16 protein-coding genes and 1 riboswitch are annotated in these 18409 nt (G+C 69.5%); of the genes, 9 read left to right on the plus strand and 7 right to left on the minus strand.

Features of this window, described 5'->3' with window-relative positions:
• Positions 1 to 216: 216 nt before the first annotated feature.
• The 8 genes from sigR (at position 217) to HDA41_RS26725 (ending at position 8503) form a co-directional block, all read left to right on the plus strand.
• The gene (gene sigR, locus HDA41_RS26690) at positions 217 to 903 is read left to right on the plus strand and encodes an RNA polymerase sigma factor SigR (RefSeq protein WP_010047600.1); all 687 of its coding nucleotides are present in this window, start codon (positions 217 to 219) and stop codon (positions 901 to 903) included.
• Positions 900 to 1211 (plus strand): mycothiol system anti-sigma-R factor, encoded by a 312-nt coding sequence (gene rsrA, locus HDA41_RS26695; RefSeq protein WP_184987914.1) that lies wholly within the window; start codon positions 900 to 902, stop codon positions 1209 to 1211. Before sigR ends, rsrA begins: the two co-directional genes overlap by 4 nt.
• A 153-nt stretch (positions 1212 to 1364) precedes the next feature.
• Positions 1365 to 2696: an HD-GYP domain-containing protein gene (locus HDA41_RS26700; protein WP_184987916.1), complete on the plus strand. Its 1332-nt coding sequence runs from the start codon at positions 1365 to 1367 to the stop codon at positions 2694 to 2696.
• Positions 2693 to 3940, plus strand: coding sequence for an HD-GYP domain-containing protein (locus HDA41_RS26705; protein ID WP_184987918.1), 1248 nt, complete (start codon positions 2693 to 2695; stop codon positions 3938 to 3940). Before HDA41_RS26700 ends, HDA41_RS26705 begins: the two co-directional genes overlap by 4 nt.
• Positions 3941 to 4057: 117 nt before the next feature.
• Positions 4058 to 5038 carry a tetratricopeptide repeat protein gene (locus HDA41_RS26710; RefSeq protein ID WP_184993759.1) on the plus strand — a complete coding sequence of 327 codons (981 nt, stop codon included), beginning with the start codon at positions 4058 to 4060 and terminating at the stop codon, positions 5036 to 5038.
• Between the two features lie 69 nt (positions 5039 to 5107).
• Positions 5108 to 5758: a peptide deformylase gene (gene def, locus HDA41_RS26715; RefSeq protein ID WP_184987920.1), complete on the plus strand. Its 651-nt coding sequence runs from the start codon at positions 5108 to 5110 to the stop codon at positions 5756 to 5758.
• A 292-nt stretch (positions 5759 to 6050) separates the two neighbouring features.
• Positions 6051 to 7136, plus strand: a complete 1086-nt coding sequence (gene cyc1, locus HDA41_RS26720) for an epi-isozizaene synthase (protein ID WP_184987922.1) — start codon at positions 6051 to 6053, stop codon at positions 7134 to 7136.
• Positions 7133 to 8503, plus strand: coding sequence for a bifunctional albaflavenone monooxygenase/terpene synthase (locus tag HDA41_RS26725; RefSeq protein ID WP_184987924.1), 1371 nt, complete (start codon positions 7133 to 7135; stop codon positions 8501 to 8503). The genes cyc1 and HDA41_RS26725 overlap by 4 nt, the downstream gene beginning before the upstream one ends.
• Positions 8504 to 8515: 12 nt before the next feature.
• On the opposite strand, the gene HDA41_RS26730 is transcribed toward HDA41_RS26725, so the two are convergent.
• From HDA41_RS26730 to HDA41_RS26760, 7 genes are all read right to left on the minus strand, one after another.
• A complete protein-coding gene (locus HDA41_RS26730) occupies positions 8516 to 9478 on the minus strand; it encodes a GlxA family transcriptional regulator (protein ID WP_184987926.1) in 963 nt (320 codons plus the stop codon).
• A gap of 248 nt (positions 9479 to 9726) precedes the next feature.
• On the minus strand, positions 9727 to 10752 hold the full coding sequence (locus tag HDA41_RS26735) for a ribonucleotide-diphosphate reductase subunit beta (RefSeq protein ID WP_184987928.1): 1026 nt from the start codon (positions 10750 to 10752) through the stop codon (positions 9727 to 9729).
• On the minus strand, positions 10752 to 13109 hold the full coding sequence (locus tag HDA41_RS26740) for a ribonucleoside-diphosphate reductase subunit alpha (RefSeq protein WP_184987930.1): 2358 nt from the start codon (positions 13107 to 13109) through the stop codon (positions 10752 to 10754). Before HDA41_RS26740 ends, HDA41_RS26735 begins: the two co-directional genes overlap by 1 nt.
• Positions 13110 to 13232: 123 nt before the next feature.
• A riboswitch (cobalamin riboswitch) is annotated at positions 13233 to 13372 on the minus strand.
• 52 nt (positions 13373 to 13424) lie between these two features.
• Entirely contained in the window at positions 13425 to 13931 is a 507-nt protein-coding gene (locus tag HDA41_RS26745) for a GNAT family N-acetyltransferase (RefSeq protein ID WP_184987932.1), read from the minus strand.
• A gap of 72 nt (positions 13932 to 14003) precedes the next feature.
• Positions 14004 to 15632 (minus strand): monocarboxylate uptake permease MctP, encoded by a 1629-nt coding sequence (mctP, locus tag HDA41_RS26750; RefSeq protein WP_184987934.1) that lies wholly within the window; start codon positions 15630 to 15632, stop codon positions 14004 to 14006.
• A complete protein-coding gene (locus HDA41_RS26755; RefSeq protein ID WP_184987936.1) occupies positions 15629 to 15895 on the minus strand; it encodes a DUF3311 domain-containing protein in 267 nt (88 codons plus the stop codon). Before HDA41_RS26755 ends, mctP begins: the two co-directional genes overlap by 4 nt.
• A 129-nt stretch (positions 15896 to 16024) precedes the next feature.
• Positions 16025 to 16789, minus strand: coding sequence for a GntR family transcriptional regulator (locus HDA41_RS26760; protein WP_184987938.1), 765 nt, complete (start codon positions 16787 to 16789; stop codon positions 16025 to 16027).
• A 310-nt stretch (positions 16790 to 17099) separates the two neighbouring features.
• Between HDA41_RS26760 and HDA41_RS26765 the strand changes: the two genes are divergently transcribed.
• Complete coding sequence (locus HDA41_RS26765) at positions 17100 to 18383, plus strand: extracellular solute-binding protein (protein ID WP_184987940.1); 1284 nt, start codon at positions 17100 to 17102, stop codon at positions 18381 to 18383.
• The last annotated feature ends 26 nt before the right edge of the window (positions 18384 to 18409 follow it).

The following is an 18409-nucleotide window of genomic DNA, read 5'->3' on the forward strand; positions in this document are numbered from 1 at the left end:
GGTTCGACCTTCTGCCCACCCGTCTCCCACCACCACCCCGTGGACGGGCTGCGCCCGGCAGAATCTGATTCGAGCCGCAGCAGCCGCGCCGACCTGGACTGGACGGTGCTGCACGCGGCCAGGGCCGCCCCCATTCGGGCGGCGGGCGGACCGGATCGTCGTCTATCCTCCGATTCGGGTGGGACCGGTCTCGGTCTCACGAGAACACTGGAGGAGGTGGGTCCGGTCACTGGGACCGACGCAGGGACCGAACACGGCCAGGCGGAGCAGCCCGAGGGCCAGGGTGGCACGGGCGCGGAGACGGCCGCGGAGCGCAACGCGCGCTTCGAGCGGGACGCGCTCGAGTTCCTCGACCAGATGTACTCGGCCGCGCTGCGCATGACGCGCAACCCGGCCGACGCCGAGGACCTGGTGCAGGAGACGTATGCCAAGGCGTACGCGTCCTTCCACCAGTTCCGCGAGGGCACCAATCTCAAGGCGTGGCTGTACCGGATCCTCACCAACACCTTCATCAACTCGTACCGCAAGAAGCAGCGCGAACCGCAGCGCAGCGCGGCCGAGGAGATCGAGGACTGGCAGCTCGCCCGTGCCGAGTCGCACATGTCGACGGGTCTGCGCTCCGCGGAGTCGCAGGCGCTCGACCACCTGCCCGACTCGGACGTGAAGGAAGCGCTCCAGGCGATCCCCGAGGAGTTCCGCATCGCCGTCTACCTGGCGGATGTCGAGGGCTTTGCCTACAAGGAGATCGCCGACATCATGGGGACACCCATCGGTACGGTGATGTCCCGGCTGCACCGGGGCCGCCGTCAGCTGCGCGGCATGCTGGAGGACTACGCCCGTGACCGCGGGATGGTCCCGGCCGGCGCCGGAGAGTCGAACGAAGCGAAAGGCTCGGGGTCATGAGCTGCGGAGAGCCGCACGAGACGGATTGCAGCGAAATCCTCGATCATCTCTACGAGTTCCTCGACCGTGAGATGCCGGACTCGGACTGCGTGAAGTTCGAGCACCACTTCGAGGAGTGCTCGCCGTGCCTGGAGAAGTACGGGCTGGAGAAGGCCGTGAAGAAGCTGGTCAAGCGGTGCTGCGGGCATGACGACGTACCGGGCGACCTGCGCGACAAGGTCATGGGGCGGATCGAACTGATCCGCTCCGGCCAGGCCGTCCCCGAGCAGGACGTCACGGCCTCGCCTGCCGCGCCGCAGGAGTCCTGACACTCCCGCGCTTTTCAACTACCCCGCCTCTGACGGGGTAGTCATCCTCGAACGCATCACTCGAACGTGCTAATCCGTGGGTTATCGGCCCGCGGAGCCCCCCGCCGCCGTCCTAGGCTCCGGGCCTGACGGACAAGGCCGGGGGAGGGGTGCATGGAAGCGGTACCGGTACGGGCACGTGTGTACGTCGCCTGTGTCGCCGTCGCCGCCCTCCTCTGTCTGCTGCCGCTGCCGGACGCCCCGACGCCCTGGGGGGCCGTGGCGCTGCTCGCCGCGCTGTACGCGGGCTGCGAGCGCGTCGCCCGGTCCCGGTTCGTCGGGATCTCCCATCCGGCCGGGACCTTCTACCCCGTGCTGCTCGCCGGTGCCTTCCTGCTGCCCGCGCCCGCCGCCGCCCTGGTGGCCGTGCCCGGTGCGCTGCTCTCGCACGCCGAGCAGCGGCCCGTGGCGCTGCGCCGGGTCTGGCGGGCCGCCCAGCTCGTCCTCGGCGTGTGGGCCGCGGCCCGGGTGCACTGGGCGCTCGGCGGACGGGACGCGGTCGTCGCGGGCGACGTCCCCTACGCGCTCGGACCGGCCGGCGCGGCCGTGCTGGCGTTCTGCCTGGTGCTCGCGCTGCTGGACGGCGGGATCCTGGCCCTGGCCGAGCGGGTGCCGGTACGGCGGGCCTGGCGCGGACTGGTGGCACGCTCCCTCGCGCCCATCGCCGTGCACGGGCTGGCCGGGCTGATGATGGCCGTGCTGTGGCGCAGTCCGTACGGTCCCGTGGCCGCGCTGCTCGTGCTGCTGCCGATGTGCGTCTCCTGGTGGGCCTTCGCGCAGTACCACCGGGAACGGGCCGCCCACCAGGCGACCATCCGGGCGCTCGTCCAGGCCGTCGACATCAAGGACGGCTACACGCGCGGGCACAGCGAGCGCGTCGGGCAGGCCTCCATGATGATCGCGCGCGAGCTGGGCATGGACGACGAGCGCGTCGAGGTGCTCCGGTTCGCCGGGATCCTGCACGACGTCGGCAAGCTGGGCGTCCCCACCCGGCTGCTCCGGAAGGACGGGCCGCTCACGCCCGAGGAGCGGCGGGTGATCGAGCTGCACCCCGAGTACGGGCACGAGATGGTGCGCGGCATCGGCTTCCTCGGGGAGGCCCGCGCCGCCGTGCTGCACCACCACGAACGGCTGGACGGCACCGGGTACCCGTACGGTCTGGTGGGCAGTCAGATCCCGGAATCAGCGCGGGTCGTGGCGGTCGCGGACGCCTTCGACGCCATGACCTCCACCCGGAGCTACAGCAGGGCCCGGCCCGTCGCGGTCGCCCTGGCGGAGCTGAAGCGGTGCTCCGGCAGCCAGTTCGACCCGGTGATGGTCGAGGCTCTCGTGGAGGCCGTCGGCCGGGCGGGCTGGCGCCCCGCCGTGACCGCCGACGACGTTCACCCGCCCCGGGTTCCGCCGCCCGGCTCCCCCGTCTCCAGCCGGCCGGGAGCACACCGGTGAGCGCCTACCGCCCGCCACCGCTCTTCACCCTCGTCCACGCCTGCGCCGCCCTCCTCGCCGCCGGCTCGCTCGCCGTCACCCTCTACAGCGGGCTGGAGGAACGCCGGGTCGCCCTCGCCTTCGGCGTCCTCGTCACCGTCGGGGAGCTCGCCCGGCGCAACGGTGCGCTGGTCAGGGAGCCGGCGCCGCTCGGGGCCGCCGCGGCCCTGTCGTACGCGCTGCTCGGCGAGGCCGGCGGGCGGGCCACGCACCACGGCCCCGCCCAGGTCGTCGCCGTCGTGCTGGCCGCCTCGCTGCTCGGCAGCGTGCCGCACGTGGCGCGCGGGCAGGGGCCCACGCTCGACCATCTGGCGCGCCGGGTGCTCACCGTCGGATTCGTCGCCGTGTGCTTCCAGCCCCCGTACAACCGGGGCATGTTCGACGACTGGGGCGGCCCCGCCTACGCGCTGCTGCTGCTCGCGCTGCTGTCCCTGACCGCGCTGTGCGACGCGGTGCTCGCCGCCGCGCTGGCCCACTCCCGCACCGGCTGGCCCTTCGGGCCGGTGCTGCGGGACGAGCTGCGGGCCATCTGCGGCATCGGCTCCGCCGTCATCGCGACCGGGGCGGTGATGGCCCTGGCGGTCGCCGTCGTGGGGCTGTGGGGGCTGCCCGTGTTCTCCGTGCCGCTGCTGCTCGCCCAGATGTCGTTCCGGCGGTACGCCGCCGTCCGGGCGACCTACCGGCAGACCATCGCCTCCCTCGCCCGGGCCACCGAGGTCGCCGGATACACGCCCTGCGGGCACGCCCGCCGCGTCGCCGCGCTCAGTCAGGCGGTGGGGCGTGACCTGGGTCTCACCGAGCCCGAGCTGGCCGTGCTGGAGTACGCCGCGCTCATGCACGACATCGGCCAGCTGAGCCTCGTCGACCCGGTGCCGGCGGGCGCCACCGCCGTTCTGCCCGCCGCGGAACAGCGGCGGATCGCGCTGCTCGGCGGGGCCGTCGTACGGCAGACGGGCGTCGACGAGGCGGTCGCCGTGGTCGTGGAGCGGCAGGCCGACCCCTACGCGGAGCAGCCGCTCGCCGCGCGGATCGTCCGGGCCGTGAACGCGTACGAGGAGAAGTCCCGGGAAGGCGGCCTGGGCGGACCGCTGACGGCGCTGGAGGAACTCCGGCTCGCCACCGCCGGGGAGTACGCCCCGGAGGTGGTGGAATCACTGGCGCGGGTACTGGCCAGGAGCAGTCTGACCTTGCCCATGACGGGGTAACCCATGGGTAATGAGCGCCCCGGAGGCCGTACGTGGTTGGATGCGAAGAAGAAGGTGTCCGGGGGCTCGAAACACAGCTACGGCCAGCCCACCGCACGGAACTGGCAGGCGGGAATCGTGAGGATCTTCGGCAAGGGACGGCACCGGCCCTCCGCCTCCTGGCGGCAGGCCACAGACCGGGCGTTCACGCTCATCGGCGACGGCCGGTACGAGGACGCCGGCGCATTGTTGACACGTGCCGCCGACCTGGAGCCCTGGCTGTCCGAGTCCTGGTTCAACCTCGCCCTGCTGCACAAGTTCCGGCACGACTGGGAACAGGCGCGGGCGGCGGGGCTCAGGGCCGTGGCGCTGCTCGACCGGGACACCGGCGCGCCCGACTGGTGGAACGTCGGCATCGCCGCGACCGCCCTCCAGGACTGGCCGCTGGCCCGCCGCGCCTGGCAGGCCTACGGGCTGCGGGTGCCGGGACCGCCCAACGACTCCGGTGAGCCCGTCGGCATGGACCTCGGCAGTGCGGCCGTACGGCTGTCCCCGGAGGGGGAGGCCGAGGTCGTGTGGGGGCGGCGGCTGGATCCCGCGCGGATCGAGGTGCTGTCCATTCCGCTGCCGTCGTCGGGGCGGCGCTGGGGCGAGGTCGTACTGCACGACGGCGTGCCGCACGGCGAGCGGACCACGGCCGCCGGTCACACGTACCCGGTGTTCGACGAGATCGAGCTGTGGGCGCCGTCGCCGGTGCCGACCTGGGTGGTGCTGCTCGAGGCCGGCACCGAGGCGGACCGGGACGCGCTGGAGCAGCTCGCCGCGGACGCCGGGTTCGCCGCGGAGGACTGGTCCTCGTCGGTGCGGTTGCTGTGCCGGATGTGCTCCGAGTCACGGATGCCGTCCGACGAGGGGGACGGGGAACATCTCGATCCGCACGATCACAGTGAGCCGGGGCATCCCGGGCCGCTGGGGCATCGGACCGACGGGCAACTGTGGGTTCCCGAGCGGGAGTGTGGCTTGGCTGCGCCGGCTTCCCTCGTGAGGGGACTGCTGGACGGGTGGGTGGCCGACAGTCCGGATTCCCGGGACTGGCGGGATCTCGAAGAGGTCTGCTAGGTCCTGCTTGCCCCGTACCCTGTATCAGCATCCCAGCTTGGATTTGTTCAGGAAGGCGTACGTAACGTCATGGCTCAGCAGGACACCGATCAGCAGCGCGCGGGCGTGCTCCCCGTCGATGACGAGGGGTACGTGATCGACACGGAGGACTGCGAGGAGCGCGAGGCGGCCTGGCGGGAGCGGGGGACCTCGCGGCCGATCACGGTGGTCGGGAACCCGGTGCTGCACAAGGAGTGCAAGGACGTCACCGACTTCGGCGACGAACTCCAGCAGCTGGTGGCGGACATGTTCGCCTCGCAGCGCACCGCCGAGGGCGTGGGCCTGGCCGCCAACCAGATCGGTGTCGACCTGAAGGTCTTCGTCTACGACTGCCCGGACGACGAGGGCGTCCGGCACACCGGCGTCGTCTGCAACCCCAGGCTCGTCGAACTGCCCGCCGAGAAGCGCCGGCTGGACGACAGCAACGAGGGCTGCCTGTCGGTGCCGACCGCGTACGCGCCGCTCGCCCGGCCCGACTACGCCGAGGTGACCGGGCAGGACGAGCAGGGCAATCCGATCCGGGTGCGCGGCACCGGGTACTTCGCTCGGTGTTTGCAGCACGAGACCGACCACCTGTACGGCTACCTGTACATCGACCGGCTCTCCAAGCGCGAACGCAAGGACGCGCTGCGGCAGATGGCCGAGAACGAGCCCCGGTACCCCGTCGTCGCGAACGACTGAGACCTCACGATCACCAGGCGCACGGCGTCTGTTCGGGATTCCCGTCCTGAACAGGCGCCGTTCGTCTGTCCCGTTCGCCTGTCCGTCGCACGTTCGATCGCTTCTGCTCTCCTGGTGATCCGGTACCGGTCACGCAACGGGAGGTTACCGGCCCTTGAGATAGCGAATGCAGCAAATGCGTTCCCAGAGCGGTCAGTTGTAGTGCTGAATGGAGGGAGCGGTATGCAACGGCGCACGCCCGGCACGGAAGGAGGGGCGCCCGCGCCAACTGGCGGCTGAGAGGGGTTAGTTCGTGCATGCTTTGTCACACGGCACCACATCGACACCGACCACCATCGCAGTTCCACCGTCGCTCTCCCTTCCGGTGATCGAGGCGGCGTTTCCCCGGCAACTCCACCCGTATTGGCCGAAGTGCCAGGAGAAGACCAGGGCCTGGCTGCTCGAAAAGCGGCTCATGCCCGCGGAGAAGGTGGAGGAATATGCCGATGGCCTGTGCTACACCGACCTCATGGCCGGGTACTACATCGGCGCCTCCGACGAGGTCATGCAGGCGATCGCGGATTACAGCGCCTGGTTCTTCGTCTGGGACGACCGTCACGACCGCGACATCGTGCACGGCCGCCCGGTCGCCTGGCGGCGGCTGCGGGACCGGCTGCACTCGGCCCTCGGCTCTCCCGGGGAGCACCTGCACCACGAGGAACCACTGGTCGCGGGGTTCGCGGACAGCGTGCTGCGGCTGTACGCCTTCCTGCCGGCGACGTGGAACCTCCGGTTCGCCCGGCACTTCCACGAGGTGATCGACGCGTACGACCGGGAGTTCCACAACCGCACCCACGGAATCGTGCCCACGGTCGAGGAGTATCTCCGGCTGCGCCGGCTCACCTTCGCCCACTGGATATGGACGGATCTGCTGGAGCCGACCGCGGGATGCGAACTCCCCGACGGCATAAGGAAACACCCGGCATATCGGCGGGCCGCGCTGCTGAGCCAGGAGTTCGCCGCCTGGTACAACGACCTCTGCTCGCTGCCGAAGGAATTAGCGGGCGACGAGGTGCACAATCTCGGAATCAGTCTCATCACCCATGAGGGGCTGACCCTGGAACAGGCGGTCACGGAAGTCAGGCGCCGCGTAGAGAACTGCATCACGGAATTCCTCGACGTCGAACGGGAAGCATTAAGGTTCGCCGACGACCTCGCCGACGGCACTGTGCGGGGAAAGGAACTCAGCGCCGCCGTACGGGCCTGTCTGAGCAATATGCGGAACTGGTTCAGTTCCGTCTACTGGTTCCATCACGAGTCCGGCCGGTACATGGTCGACAGCTGGGACGACCGGTCCACGCCCCCGTACGTCAACAACGAAGCGGCAGGTGAGAAATGACCGTCGAGTCCGTGAAGCCTGAAGCCCCTGGGGTCCCGGAACTGCGCGAACCGCCCCGGGCGGGCGGCGGTGTCCCCGTCCTGGGGCACGGCTGGAAGCTCGTGCGCGACCCGCTGGCGTTCATGTCCCGGCTGCGCGACCACGGCGACGTGGTCCGCCTGAAGCTCGGGCCGAAGACGGTCTACGCCGTCACCACCCCGGCCCTGACCGGCGCCCTCGCGCTGAGCAACGACTTCATCATCGCCGGGCCCCTGTGGGAGTCACTGGAGGGCCTGCTCGGCAAGGAGGGCGTGGCCACGGCGAACGGCCCGCGCCACCGCCGCCAGCGGCGCACCATCCAGCCCGCCTTCCGGCTCGACGCCATCCCCGCCTACGGGTCGATCATGGAGGAGGAGGCACACGCGCTCACCGAGCGCTGGAAGCCCGGCGAGACCATCGACTGCACCTCCGAGTCCTTCCGGGTGGCCGTGCGCATCGCGGCCCGCTGCCTGTTGCGCGGTGACTACATGGACGAGCGGGCGGAGCGGCTGTGCGTCGCGCTCGCCACCGTCTTCCGCGGGATGTACCGGCGGATGGTGGTGCCGCTCGGACCGCTCTACAAGCTGCCGCTCCCGGCCAACCGCGAATTCAACCGGGCCTTGGCCGATTTGCATCTCCTGGTGGACGAGATCGTCGCCGAGCGCCGCGCATCCGGTCAAAAGCCGGACGATTTGCTGACTGCATTGCTGGAGGCGACGGACGAGAATGGCGATCCCATCGGGGAACAGGAGATCCACGACCAGGTCGTCGCGATCCTCACCCCCGGCAGCGAAACCGTCGCCTCCACGATCATGTGGCTGCTGCATATGCTCGCGGAACACCCTGAACACGCGGACCGGGTGCGCGACGAAGTGGAAGCCGTCACCGGAGGGAGGCCGGTGGCATTTGCAGACGTCCGAGGACTCAGGCACACCAACAATGTCGTCGTCGAGTCCATGCGTTTGAGCCCGGCCGTGTGGATTCTGACGCGGCGGGCGGTACGGGACACGGAACTCGGCGGATACCGCATTCCGGCCGGGGCGGACATCGTCTACAGCCCGTACGCGATCCAGCGCGATCCGAAGTCGTACGCGCGGAACCTGGAGTTCGACCCCGACCGCTGGCTTCCGGACCGGGTCAAGGACGTTCCTAAACACGCCATGAGCCCGTTCAGCGTGGGCAACCGCAAGTGCCCGAGCGACCACTTCTCGATGGCCCAGCTGACGCTGATCACGGCGGCGCTGGCCACCAAGTACCGCTTCGAGCAGGTCGCCGGCTCGAACGACGGCACGCGCGTCGGCATCACGCTGCGGCCGCACGACCTGCGGGTGCGGCCGGTGGCGAGGTGAGAGCCCCTGGCCTCAGGCCGCCTCCGGGCCCCTGAACGTGCGCCGGTAGGCGTTCGGCGTCGTCCCGACCGCCCGGACGAAGTGGTGGCGCAGTGTGGCCGCGTTGCCGAACCCTGTTCGGCCGGCGATCGCGTCCATCGTCTCGTCCGTCGCCTCCAGCAGCCGCTGGGCCAGCAGCACGCGCTGGCGCAGGATCCAGCGGTAGGGAGTCGTCCCGGTCTCCTGCTGGAAGCGACGGGCGAAGGTGCGCGGGGACATGTGGGCGCGGGCGGCCAACTGCTCGACGGTGACCTCCTCGTCGAGGTGCCGCTCCATCCACGCCAGCACGTCGCTGATCGTGTCGGCCTCGGGGTGCGGCAGCGGGCGCTCGATGTACTGGGCCTGGCCGCCGTCGCGGTGCGGCGGCACCACCATCCGCCGGGCGATCTTGTTGGCGACCTCGGAGCCCTGCTCCTTGCGCACCAGGTGGAGGCAGGCGTCGATGCCGGCGGCCGTGCCGGCGGAGGTGATCACCGGGTCCTCGTCGACGTAGAGCACGTCCGGCTCCACGACCGCCCGCGGGTACTGCCGGGCCAGGGCGGCCGCATGCTTCCAGTGCACGGCGCAGCGGCGGTCGTCCAGCAGCCCGGCAGCGGCCAGCACGAAGGCGCCGGAGCAGACGCTGAGCACCCGGGCGCCGCGGGCGACCCCACGCCGCAGGGCGTCCAGGAGCTCCGGCGGGAACTCACGGGACGCGTAGCTGTGCCCGGCCGGCACCGCGATCAGATCGGCCGTCTCCAGCCGCTCCAAGCCGTGCTCCACCTGTAGTGAGACGCCCGAGTTCATGCGCAGGGCCGGGCCCTCGGCCGAGGCCACGGCGAAGTCGTAGACCGGCAGGCCGTCGTCGCTGCGGTCGGTGCCGAAGACCTCGCACACCACACCGAGTTCGAAGGGGTTCACGCCGTCGAGGAGGACGACGGTCACGTTCTGGAGCATGTCTCCAGTGTGCCTGGTCAGTGGCAGTAATTCGAGGGTCTATGACAGTACTGCCACTGACGGTAAGGAGTCATCGGCGCGACAGTGGTGTCCATGGACACGAACCAGGTACAGACACTCATCGCAATGATCTTCGTCCTCGGGATGCTGGTCCTCCTGGTCCTCCCGTCAGTGATCGGTATCGTGCGCGACCGGCGCGTCGACCGTCAGATCAGGGAGGCCCAGGAGACCCGCGAAGGCGTGCCGGCTCAGAAGTCCTCGTCCAGGTCGACGGTGCCCTCCACCGCCACCTGGTACGCGGAAGGCCGCCGCTCGAAGAAGTTGGTCAGCTCCTGAACACCCTGGAGCTCCATGAAGGAGAAGGGGTTCTCGGAGCCGTAGACCGGAGCGAAGCCCAGGCGGGTGAGCCGCTGGTCGGCGACGCACTCCAGGTACTGCCGCATCGACTCGGTGTTCATGCCCGGGAGGCCGTCCCCGCACAGGTCGCGCGCGAACTGCAGCTCGGCCTCGACGGCCTCGCGGAGCATGTCCGTCACCTCCTGCCGGAGCCGGTCGTCGAACAGCTCCGGCTCCTCCTTGCGGACGGTGTCGACCACGTCGAAGGCGAACGACATGTGCATCGTCTCGTCGCGGAACACCCAGTTGGTGCCGGTGGCCAGGCCGTGCAGCAGGCCCCGGCTGCGGAACCAGTAGACGTAGGCGAAGGCACCGTAGAAGAACAGGCCCTCGATGCACGCGGCGAAGCAGATCAGGTTCAGCAGGAAACGGCGGCGGTCGGCCTGGGTCTCCAGCCGGTCGAGCTGGTCGACCCTTTCTGTTCCATCAAATGCAGCCATCCACTTGAAGCAGAACTCGGCCTTCTCGCGGATGGAGGGGATGTTCTCGACGGCCGCGAAGGCCGCCGCCCGGTCGTCGTGGTCGGGGAGGTAGGTGTCCAGGAGCGTCAGATAGAACTGGACGTGGACGGCCTCCTCGAAGAGCTGCCGGCTCAGATACAGTCGCGCCTCGGGGGAGTTGATGTGCTTGTACAGGGTCAGCACGAGGTTGTTCGCGACGATCGAGTCACCCGTCGCGAAGAAGGCCACCAGACGGCCGATCAGGTGCTGCTCGGCGGGGGACAGCTTGGCGAGGTCGGCGACGTCCGAGTGGAGGTCGACCTCCTCCACGGTCCAGGTGTTCTTGATGGCGTCCCGGTAGCGCTCGTAGAAGTCCGGGTAGCGCATGGGGCGGAGGGTCAGCTCGAAGCCCGGGTCGAGAAGATTCTGGGTGGTCATTACTGGCAGGCCTCGCAGGACTCGGGGTTTTCCAGGGAGCAGGCGACGGCGTCTTCCGGCGCGGGCTGCTGCACGGGGACGGTGGCCTGGGCGGCGCGGGCGATGCGGGTCGCCGGGCGCGAGCGCAGGTAGTACGTGGTCTTCAGCCCGGACTTCCAGGCGTAGGCGTACATCGAGGAGAGCTTGCCGATGGTCGGCGTCTCCAGGAAGAGGTTCAGGGACTGGGACTGGTCCAGGAACGGGGTCCTGGCCGCTGCCATGTCGATCAGGCCGCGCTGCGGGATCTCCCAGGCCGTGCGGTAGAGGGCGCGTACGTCCTCGGGGATCCAGGCGAAGTCCTGCACCGAGCCGTTCGCCTCGCGCAGGGCCTCCCGGCTGCGGGCGTCCCACACGCCGAGCCGCTTCAGCTCCGCCACCAGGTAGGAGTTGACCTGGAGGAACTCACCCGACAGCGTCTCGCGCTTGAACAGGTTGGACACCTGCGGCTCGATGCACTCGTACACGCCCGCGATCGAGGCGATCGTGGCCGTCGGGGCGATGGCGAGGAGCAGGGAGTTGCGCATGCCGGTCACGGCGATGCGCTCGCGCAGGGCGGCCCAGCGCTCCGGCCAGGTCAGTTCCACGTCGTAGTGGTCGGGGTGGAGCACACCCTTGGCCGTACGGGTCTTCTCCCAGGCCGGCAACGGGCCGTTGCGCTCGGCGAGATCGGCGGAGGCCTCGTACGCGGCGAGCATGATCCGCTCGGCGATGCGTGTGGAGAGCGCCTTGGCCTCCGGTGAGTCGAAGGGCAGGCGCAGCTTGAAGAAGACGTCCTGGAGCCCCATGGCCCCGAGGCCGACGGGACGCCACCTGGCGTTGGAACGGCCCGCCTGCTCGGTCGGGTAGAAGTTGATGTCCACGACCCGGTCGAGGAACGTGACGGCCGTACGGACGGTCTCGTCCAGCCGCTCCCAGTCGATGTCCCCGCCGGCCTGGTCGACGAGCGCGCCGAGGTTGACCGACCCCAGGTTGCAGACCGCCGTCTCCCCGTCGCTGGTGACCTCCAGGATCTCCGTGCAGAGGTTGGAGGAGTGGACGACGTGGCCCGGCTCGGCCGTCTGGTTGGCGGTGCGGTTGGCGGCGTCCTTGAAGGTCATCCAGCCGTTGCCGGTCTGCGCGAGGGTGCGCATCATGCGGCCGTACAGCTCCCGGGCCGGCAGGGTCTTCCTCGCGAGACCCTTCGCCTCGGCCGCCCGGTACGCGGCGTCGAACTCCTCGCCCCACAGGTCGACCAGCTCGGGCACGTCCGAGGGGGAGAACAGCGACCACTGCGCGTCGTCGTTCACCCGCCGCATGAACTCGTCGGGCACCCAGTGCGCGAGGTTCAGGTTGTGCGTACGGCGGGCGTCCTCACCGGTGTTGTCCCGCAGTTCCAGGAACTCCTCGATGTCGGAGTGCCAGGTCTCCAGGTAGACCGCGGCGGCGCCCTTGCGGCGGCCGCCCTGGTTCACGGCGGCGACCGAGGCGTCGAGGGTCTTCAGGAACGGGACGATGCCGTTGGAGTGGCCGTTGGTGCCGCGGATCAGCGAACCGCGCGCCCGGATACGGGAGTAGGCGATGCCGATGCCGCCGGCGTGCTTCGACAGCCGCGCCACCTGGTGGTACCGGTCGTAGATCGAGTCCAGCTCGTCCTTGGGGGAGTCGAGGAGGTAGCAGGACGACATCTGGGGGTGCCGCGTGCCGGAGTTGAAGAGGGTGGGGGAGGAGGGGAGGTAGTCGAGGCGGCTCATGAGCCCGTAGAGCGCGGCGACCTCGTCGACGGCCCGGGAGGTGTCGTCCTCGGCGAGACCGGCGGCCACCCGCAGCATGAAGTGCTGGGGCGTCTCGATGACCTTGCGGGTGATCGGGTGCCGGAGCAGATAGCGGCTGTGGAGCGTACGCAGGCCGAAGTAGCCGAAGCGGTCGTCGGCGGCCGTGTCGATCAGGGCGTCGAGACGGGCGGCGTGGAGGCGCACGAACTCGGCGGTCCGGTCGGCGATGAGGCCCTCCCGGTGCCCGACCGCGACGGACTCGGTGAAGCACGTGACGCCCTGCGAGGCGGCCTCTGCGCGGATGCCGATCGTCAGCAGGCGCGCGGCCAGCCGGGAGTAGGCGGGATCCTCGGAGATGAGGCCGGCGGCCGCCTCCGTCGCCAGCTCGCGCAACTCCGACTCGTCGGCCCGCGCGGACCGGCCGCGCAGCGCGGCGGCGGCGACCCGGCCGGGGTCGGCGTCGGGCAGGTCGGCGGTCAGCTCGGTCAGGGTCCGCAGCAGCGCGGCACCGGGACCGTCGGGCTCTGTTTCGGCGGCTGAGACCGGATCGGCTGGCGCGATGGTCACGTGGGGTTCTCCCTCGCTCGGCACGGGGGCCTCGCACAGGGCAGCGGGCAGCACACGAGCGCACGCGGCGTCGCGTCCACCGGCCCATTCCACGAGGCCCGGACGTCAGGCACACCGGCCGGGTGGCCGGGCGCGCTGTCGGCAGGTCCTCGGACTGACTCCTGTGCGTGACGGTTCCGGGAACAGACATGCACAAGTACACCGTTGCGGGACAGTTCCGGATTCGCACCGGATTCCCCTGCGGCGACAGCGAGCATGAGCATACATCTTGTGCCGGGTGGCGAAAGCACCCCTAGATGTAGTGTCGCGACGGTTTCACAGCGTCAACTCGTAGGTGAGGAGAGTGATGTCGTCGAGCTCCGGGATCGGGTTCCAGTCGCGCTCCGGGACGCGGACGAAGCCGAGACGGTCGTAGATGCGGTGGGCGGAGTGCATGGTGCGCTGCGTCGACAGGACGACGCGGACGCAGCCGTCCGTCGCACGGGCGCGGTCGACGCAGGCGCGGACGAGGGCCTCTCCGGCGCCGCGGCCGCGGGCCTCCTGAGCGACGGCGAGCATCCGTATCTCGGCCTCTGAGGGCAGGGCGATGTCGGCCATGGGACCGCCTGCGGGGACGAAGGTGACGCCACCGAGGAGGTGCTCGCCGCGGGTGGCCACCAGGACGTCCGCGGCGGCGGCCCGCTTGGCCACGTCCTTGAGTTCGCCGAGGTACCAGTCGCTCTCACCGAAGTCGAGGAGGCCGTCCTTGAGGTAGGCCTGGGCGGTGATCTCGCCGAGGGCGTCGTACTCGGTGGGCTTCACTCGCCGGATGAGGATGTCCATGGTCCGAGTGTGCGGGACGGGTACGACAACGGGCCGCCGGTTTCTCACCGGCGGCCCGTTGTCCCGTACGACTCAGTGCGAAGTGCCCGCCGTCGCCGGCGGAAGCTCCACCTGGACGCCCGGGTCGCCCGCGTCCGCCGTGTAGTCCTCCGGCTTGGTCTCGTCGATGCCGTCGGGGGCCTTCAGGGCCTTGAGGACGAAGGTCAGGACGACGGTGACGACGACGTTCAGGACGAACGCCGTGAGGCCGATGTAGCCGATCTCGCCGATGCCCGGGATCTCCTTCGACGAGCCGCCGAAGTGCTTCTGGGTCGGCGAGGCGACGCCGTACGCGGCGACCGTGCCGTAGACCATGCCGACCGCCCAGCCCGCGAGCAGGGCCCAGCGGTGGAACCAGCGGGTGAACAGGCCGCCGACCAGGGCCGGGAAGGTCTGCAGGATCCAGATGCCGCCGAGCAGTTGGAAGTTGATGGCGACCGTCTTGTCCATGGTGAGGACGAAGGCCAGCGCGCCCACCTTCACCAGCAGCGAGACCAGCTTGGAGACCTTGGTCTCCTGTGCGGGCGTGGCGTCGGGCTTGATGAAGTCCTTGTAGATGTTGCGGGTGAAGAGGTTCGCGGCCGCGATGGACATGATGGCCGCCGGGACCAGCGCCCCGATGCCGATCGCCGCGAAGGCCACGCCCGCGAACCAGTCCGGGAACATGGTCTCGAACAGCTGCGGGATCGCCAGCTGCCCGTTCTGCACCTTGATCCCGGCCGCGATCGCCATGAAGCCGAGCAGCGCGAGCAGGCCCAGCATCAGCGAGTACAGCGGCAGGATCGTGGTGTTGCGGCGGATCACCTCACGGCTCTTCGAGGACAGCGTCGCCGTGATCGAGTGCGGGTACATGAAGAGCGCGAGCGCGGAGCCCAGCGCCAGCGTGGCGTACGTCCACTGCCCCGCCTCCGCCGGGACCAGCGCACCGCGCGGCGCGCCCGTCGCCGGGTTGGTCTGGCTGTACGCCTCGCCCGCCTTGGCGAAGATCTCGTCGAAGCCGCCCAGCTTGATCGGGATGTAGATGATCGCCACCGCGATGACGATGTAGATCAGGGTGTCCTTCACGAACGCGATCAGCGCCGGCGCCCGCAGACCCGACGAGTACGTGTACGCCGCCAGCACACCGAAGGCGATCAGCAGCGGCAGGTCCTTGATGAACCAGTTGGTGTCCTCGCCGCCGCCGACGCCCATCACGTCCAGCACGGCCTGGATGCCGACCAGCTGGAGCGCGATGTACGGCATCGTCGCGAGGATGCCGGTGAGGGCCACGGCCAGGGAGAGGCCCTTGGACCCGAAGCGGCCGCGCACGAAGTCGGACGTCGTCACGTACCCGTGCTTGTGCGAGACCGACCACAGGCGGGGCAGGAACGTGAAGATCAGCGGATAGACCAGGATCGTGTACGGCACGGCGAAGAAACCGGCCGCGCCCGCCGCGTAGATCGCCGCCGGTACGGCCACGAAGGTGTACGCCGTGTACAGGTCGCCGCCGAGCAGGAACCAGGTGACCCAGGTGCCGAACGAGCGGCCGCCCAGGCCCCACTCGTCCAGGCTGTGCTCGTTCTCGGCCTTGCGCCAGCGCGCGGCCAGGAAGCCCATGACCGTGACGGCCAGGAAGAAGAAGATGAAGACGGCGAGTGCGACGCCGTTCACGCCGTCGTTCACTCCGACGCACCGCCCTTCGCGGCAGAGCGGGCGCGCTGGTCACGCTGCCACAGCTTGAAGGCGATCATCGTCAGCGCGGTGGAGATCAGCACCCACGCCATCTGGTACCAGTAGAAGAACGGGATACCGATGAAGGCCGGGTCGGTCTGGGCGTACGAGCCGACCCACAGCATGGCCACGAAGGGCGCTATGAGGCAGAGAGCGATGACGACGCGCATCGGCGTCACCGTCGCCCCTCTGCTGGCTTCTGGGGCTTGCGACATCAGGCGGCTCCGTCCCCTCAGTGATCACCTGTGGAATGCGCAGGCAATCTAGGTCAGGGTGCGGCGACAGCGGAACCCCTCGTCCGTAATGCGGTACTCAAAAGAAACCACGATTGCGCTGCCGGTCCGCTACTCCTGGGGGCGCTTCAGACGGGCCACGAACTTGTACCGGTCGCCCCGGTACACCGACCGCACCCACTCCACCGGCTGCCCTTCCCGGTCCAGCGAGTGCCGGGAGAGCATCAGCATCGGCAGGCCGACGTCCGTGCCGAGCAGGCCGGCCTCGCGCGGGGTGGCCAGTGAGGTCTCGATGGTCTCCTCGGCCTCCGCGAGACGGACGTCGTAGACCTCGGCGAGCGCGGTGTAGAGGGACGTGTACTTCACCAGGGACCGGCGCAGGGCCGGGAAGCGCTTCGCGCTCAGGTGGGTGGTCTCGATGGCCATCGGCTCGCCGTTGGCCATGCGCAGCCGCTCGATGCGCAGCACCCGTCCGCCGGTCGTGATGTCGAGCAGCCCGGCGAGGCGGTCGTCGGCGGTGATGTAGCCGATGTCCAGCAGCTGCGAGGTGGGTTCGAGGCCCTGGGCGCGCATGTCCTCCGTGTACGAGGTCAGTTGCAGCGCCTGCGAGACCTTGGGCTTGGCGACGAACGTGCCCTTGCCCTGGATGCGCTCCAGCCGGCCCTCGACGACCAGCTCCTGCAGCGCCTGGCGCACGGTCGTGCGCGAGGTGTCGAACTCCGCCGCCAGGGTGCGCTCGGGCGGGACCGGTGTGCCGGGCGCTTGGGTCTCGGTCATGTCGAGCAGGTGCTTCTTGAGGCGGTAGTACTTGGGCACGCGTGCGGTACGGACGGGCGCCCCGCTCTCGTTCTCCGCACTGCTGATGTCGGTGCTCATGCTCCGCCTTCCCGGCTCTTCCGCCGACCGATCTCACTTGTATACCGTCGGCGCCTCTTTTGGTCTAGTCCACAACTCCAAGTGGTCTACCTGGAGTATGCCGTGCCGGCCGGGTTTTCGCCGGGTTCTTACTTAAAGGTTCCTGCATATGTAGGTCGCATAACAGCTGGTCAGAGCTTATTCCGGACCCTTGACAGGCCTGTTGGTCTGATCCAAGCTCCCCCTACTGGTCTACACCATTGGTCCAGGGTCCTGGCCCCACGTGCACCGCGGGGAGCAGGGGGTCGGTGGCATCCCTGAGGAGGGTGGCGTGAAGCGCAAGCTGATATCCGCGATCGGTATCGCGGGCGTGGTGGTCTCCATCGCGGCGTGCGGGGGCGAGGGTGGCGGCGGGGGCGCGGACAAGGGCGCGGACGCCAAGGAGCTGACCGTCTGGCTCACCGTCGACGCCCAGAACAACTGGCCGGAGCTGGTGAAGGCCGCCGACGCGGCGGTGCGGAAGAAGCACCCCGGTCTCAAGGTCAACCACGAGTACTACGGCTGGCCCGACAAGAACGCCAAGCTCGACGCCGTCCTCGCCACCGACAAGGTCCCCGACGTGGTCGAGATGGGCAACACCGAGATGCTCGGTTACATGGTCAAGGGCGCCTTCGCCCCCCTCGATACGGCCAAGTTCGACAACGCGGACGCCTGGCTGGACGGCCTCAAGGCCTCGGTGACCTACGACGGCAAGACCTACGGTGTCCCGTACTACGCCGGCGGCCGCGTCGCCAACTGGCGGGGGGACGTGGCGGCCTCGGTCGGGGTGAAGACGCCCCCGAAGACGTACAAGGAACTCACCGCCGCTCTGGACAAGATCCAGAAGAAGCAGGGCGACAAGTTCAGCGCCTGGTACCAGCCCACCCGCGACTGGTACGCGGCCATGTCCTTCGTCTACGACGCCGGCGGCGCCATCGCCACCGAGTCGGGCGGCCAGTGGAAGGCGAGCCTCTCCTCGCCCGAGTCCCTCAGAGGCCTGAAGGAGTTCAAGAACGTCGTCGACTCCTACATGCACGGCGACAAGACCAAGGACGAGTCCGACCGCTACATCGTCTACGGCCAGGGCAAGTCCGCCATGATCTTCGCCGCCGCCTGGGAGGGCGCGACCGCAGAGGACCCCAAGAACGACAAGAGCGGCAAGCTCAAGGGCAACCTCCAGAACTTCGTGATGCCCGGCCCGTCCGGCAAGAACATGCCCGTCTTCCTGGGCGGCAGCGACCTCGCCGTGCCGGTGAAGTCCGACGCGCGGGCGCCGGCCGCCGAGTGGATCAACGCCTTCACCGGCTCCTCCGGCCAGAAGGGCCTGATGGCCAAGGGCAACCTGCCCAACAACAAGACCGACCTGGCGACGCTGAAGAGCGACCCGAAGACGGCCGTCCCGGCCACCGCGGCCGAGTCCAACTGGTTCGTCCCGATGGCCCCCGGCTGGGGCCAGGTCGAGAAGGCACAGATCCTGCAGACCATGCTCCAGAGCATCGGCACCGGCAAGAAGTCGGTCGAGGCCGCCGCCAAGGAGGCGGACGCCGCGATCGACAAGGTCATCAACACCAAGTGACCTTCGAGCGGGGCCCCCTCACGGGC

This window comes from Streptomyces caelestis (genome assembly GCF_014205255.1).
Taxonomy (GTDB): domain Bacteria; phylum Actinomycetota; class Actinomycetes; order Streptomycetales; family Streptomycetaceae; genus Streptomyces; species Streptomyces caelestis.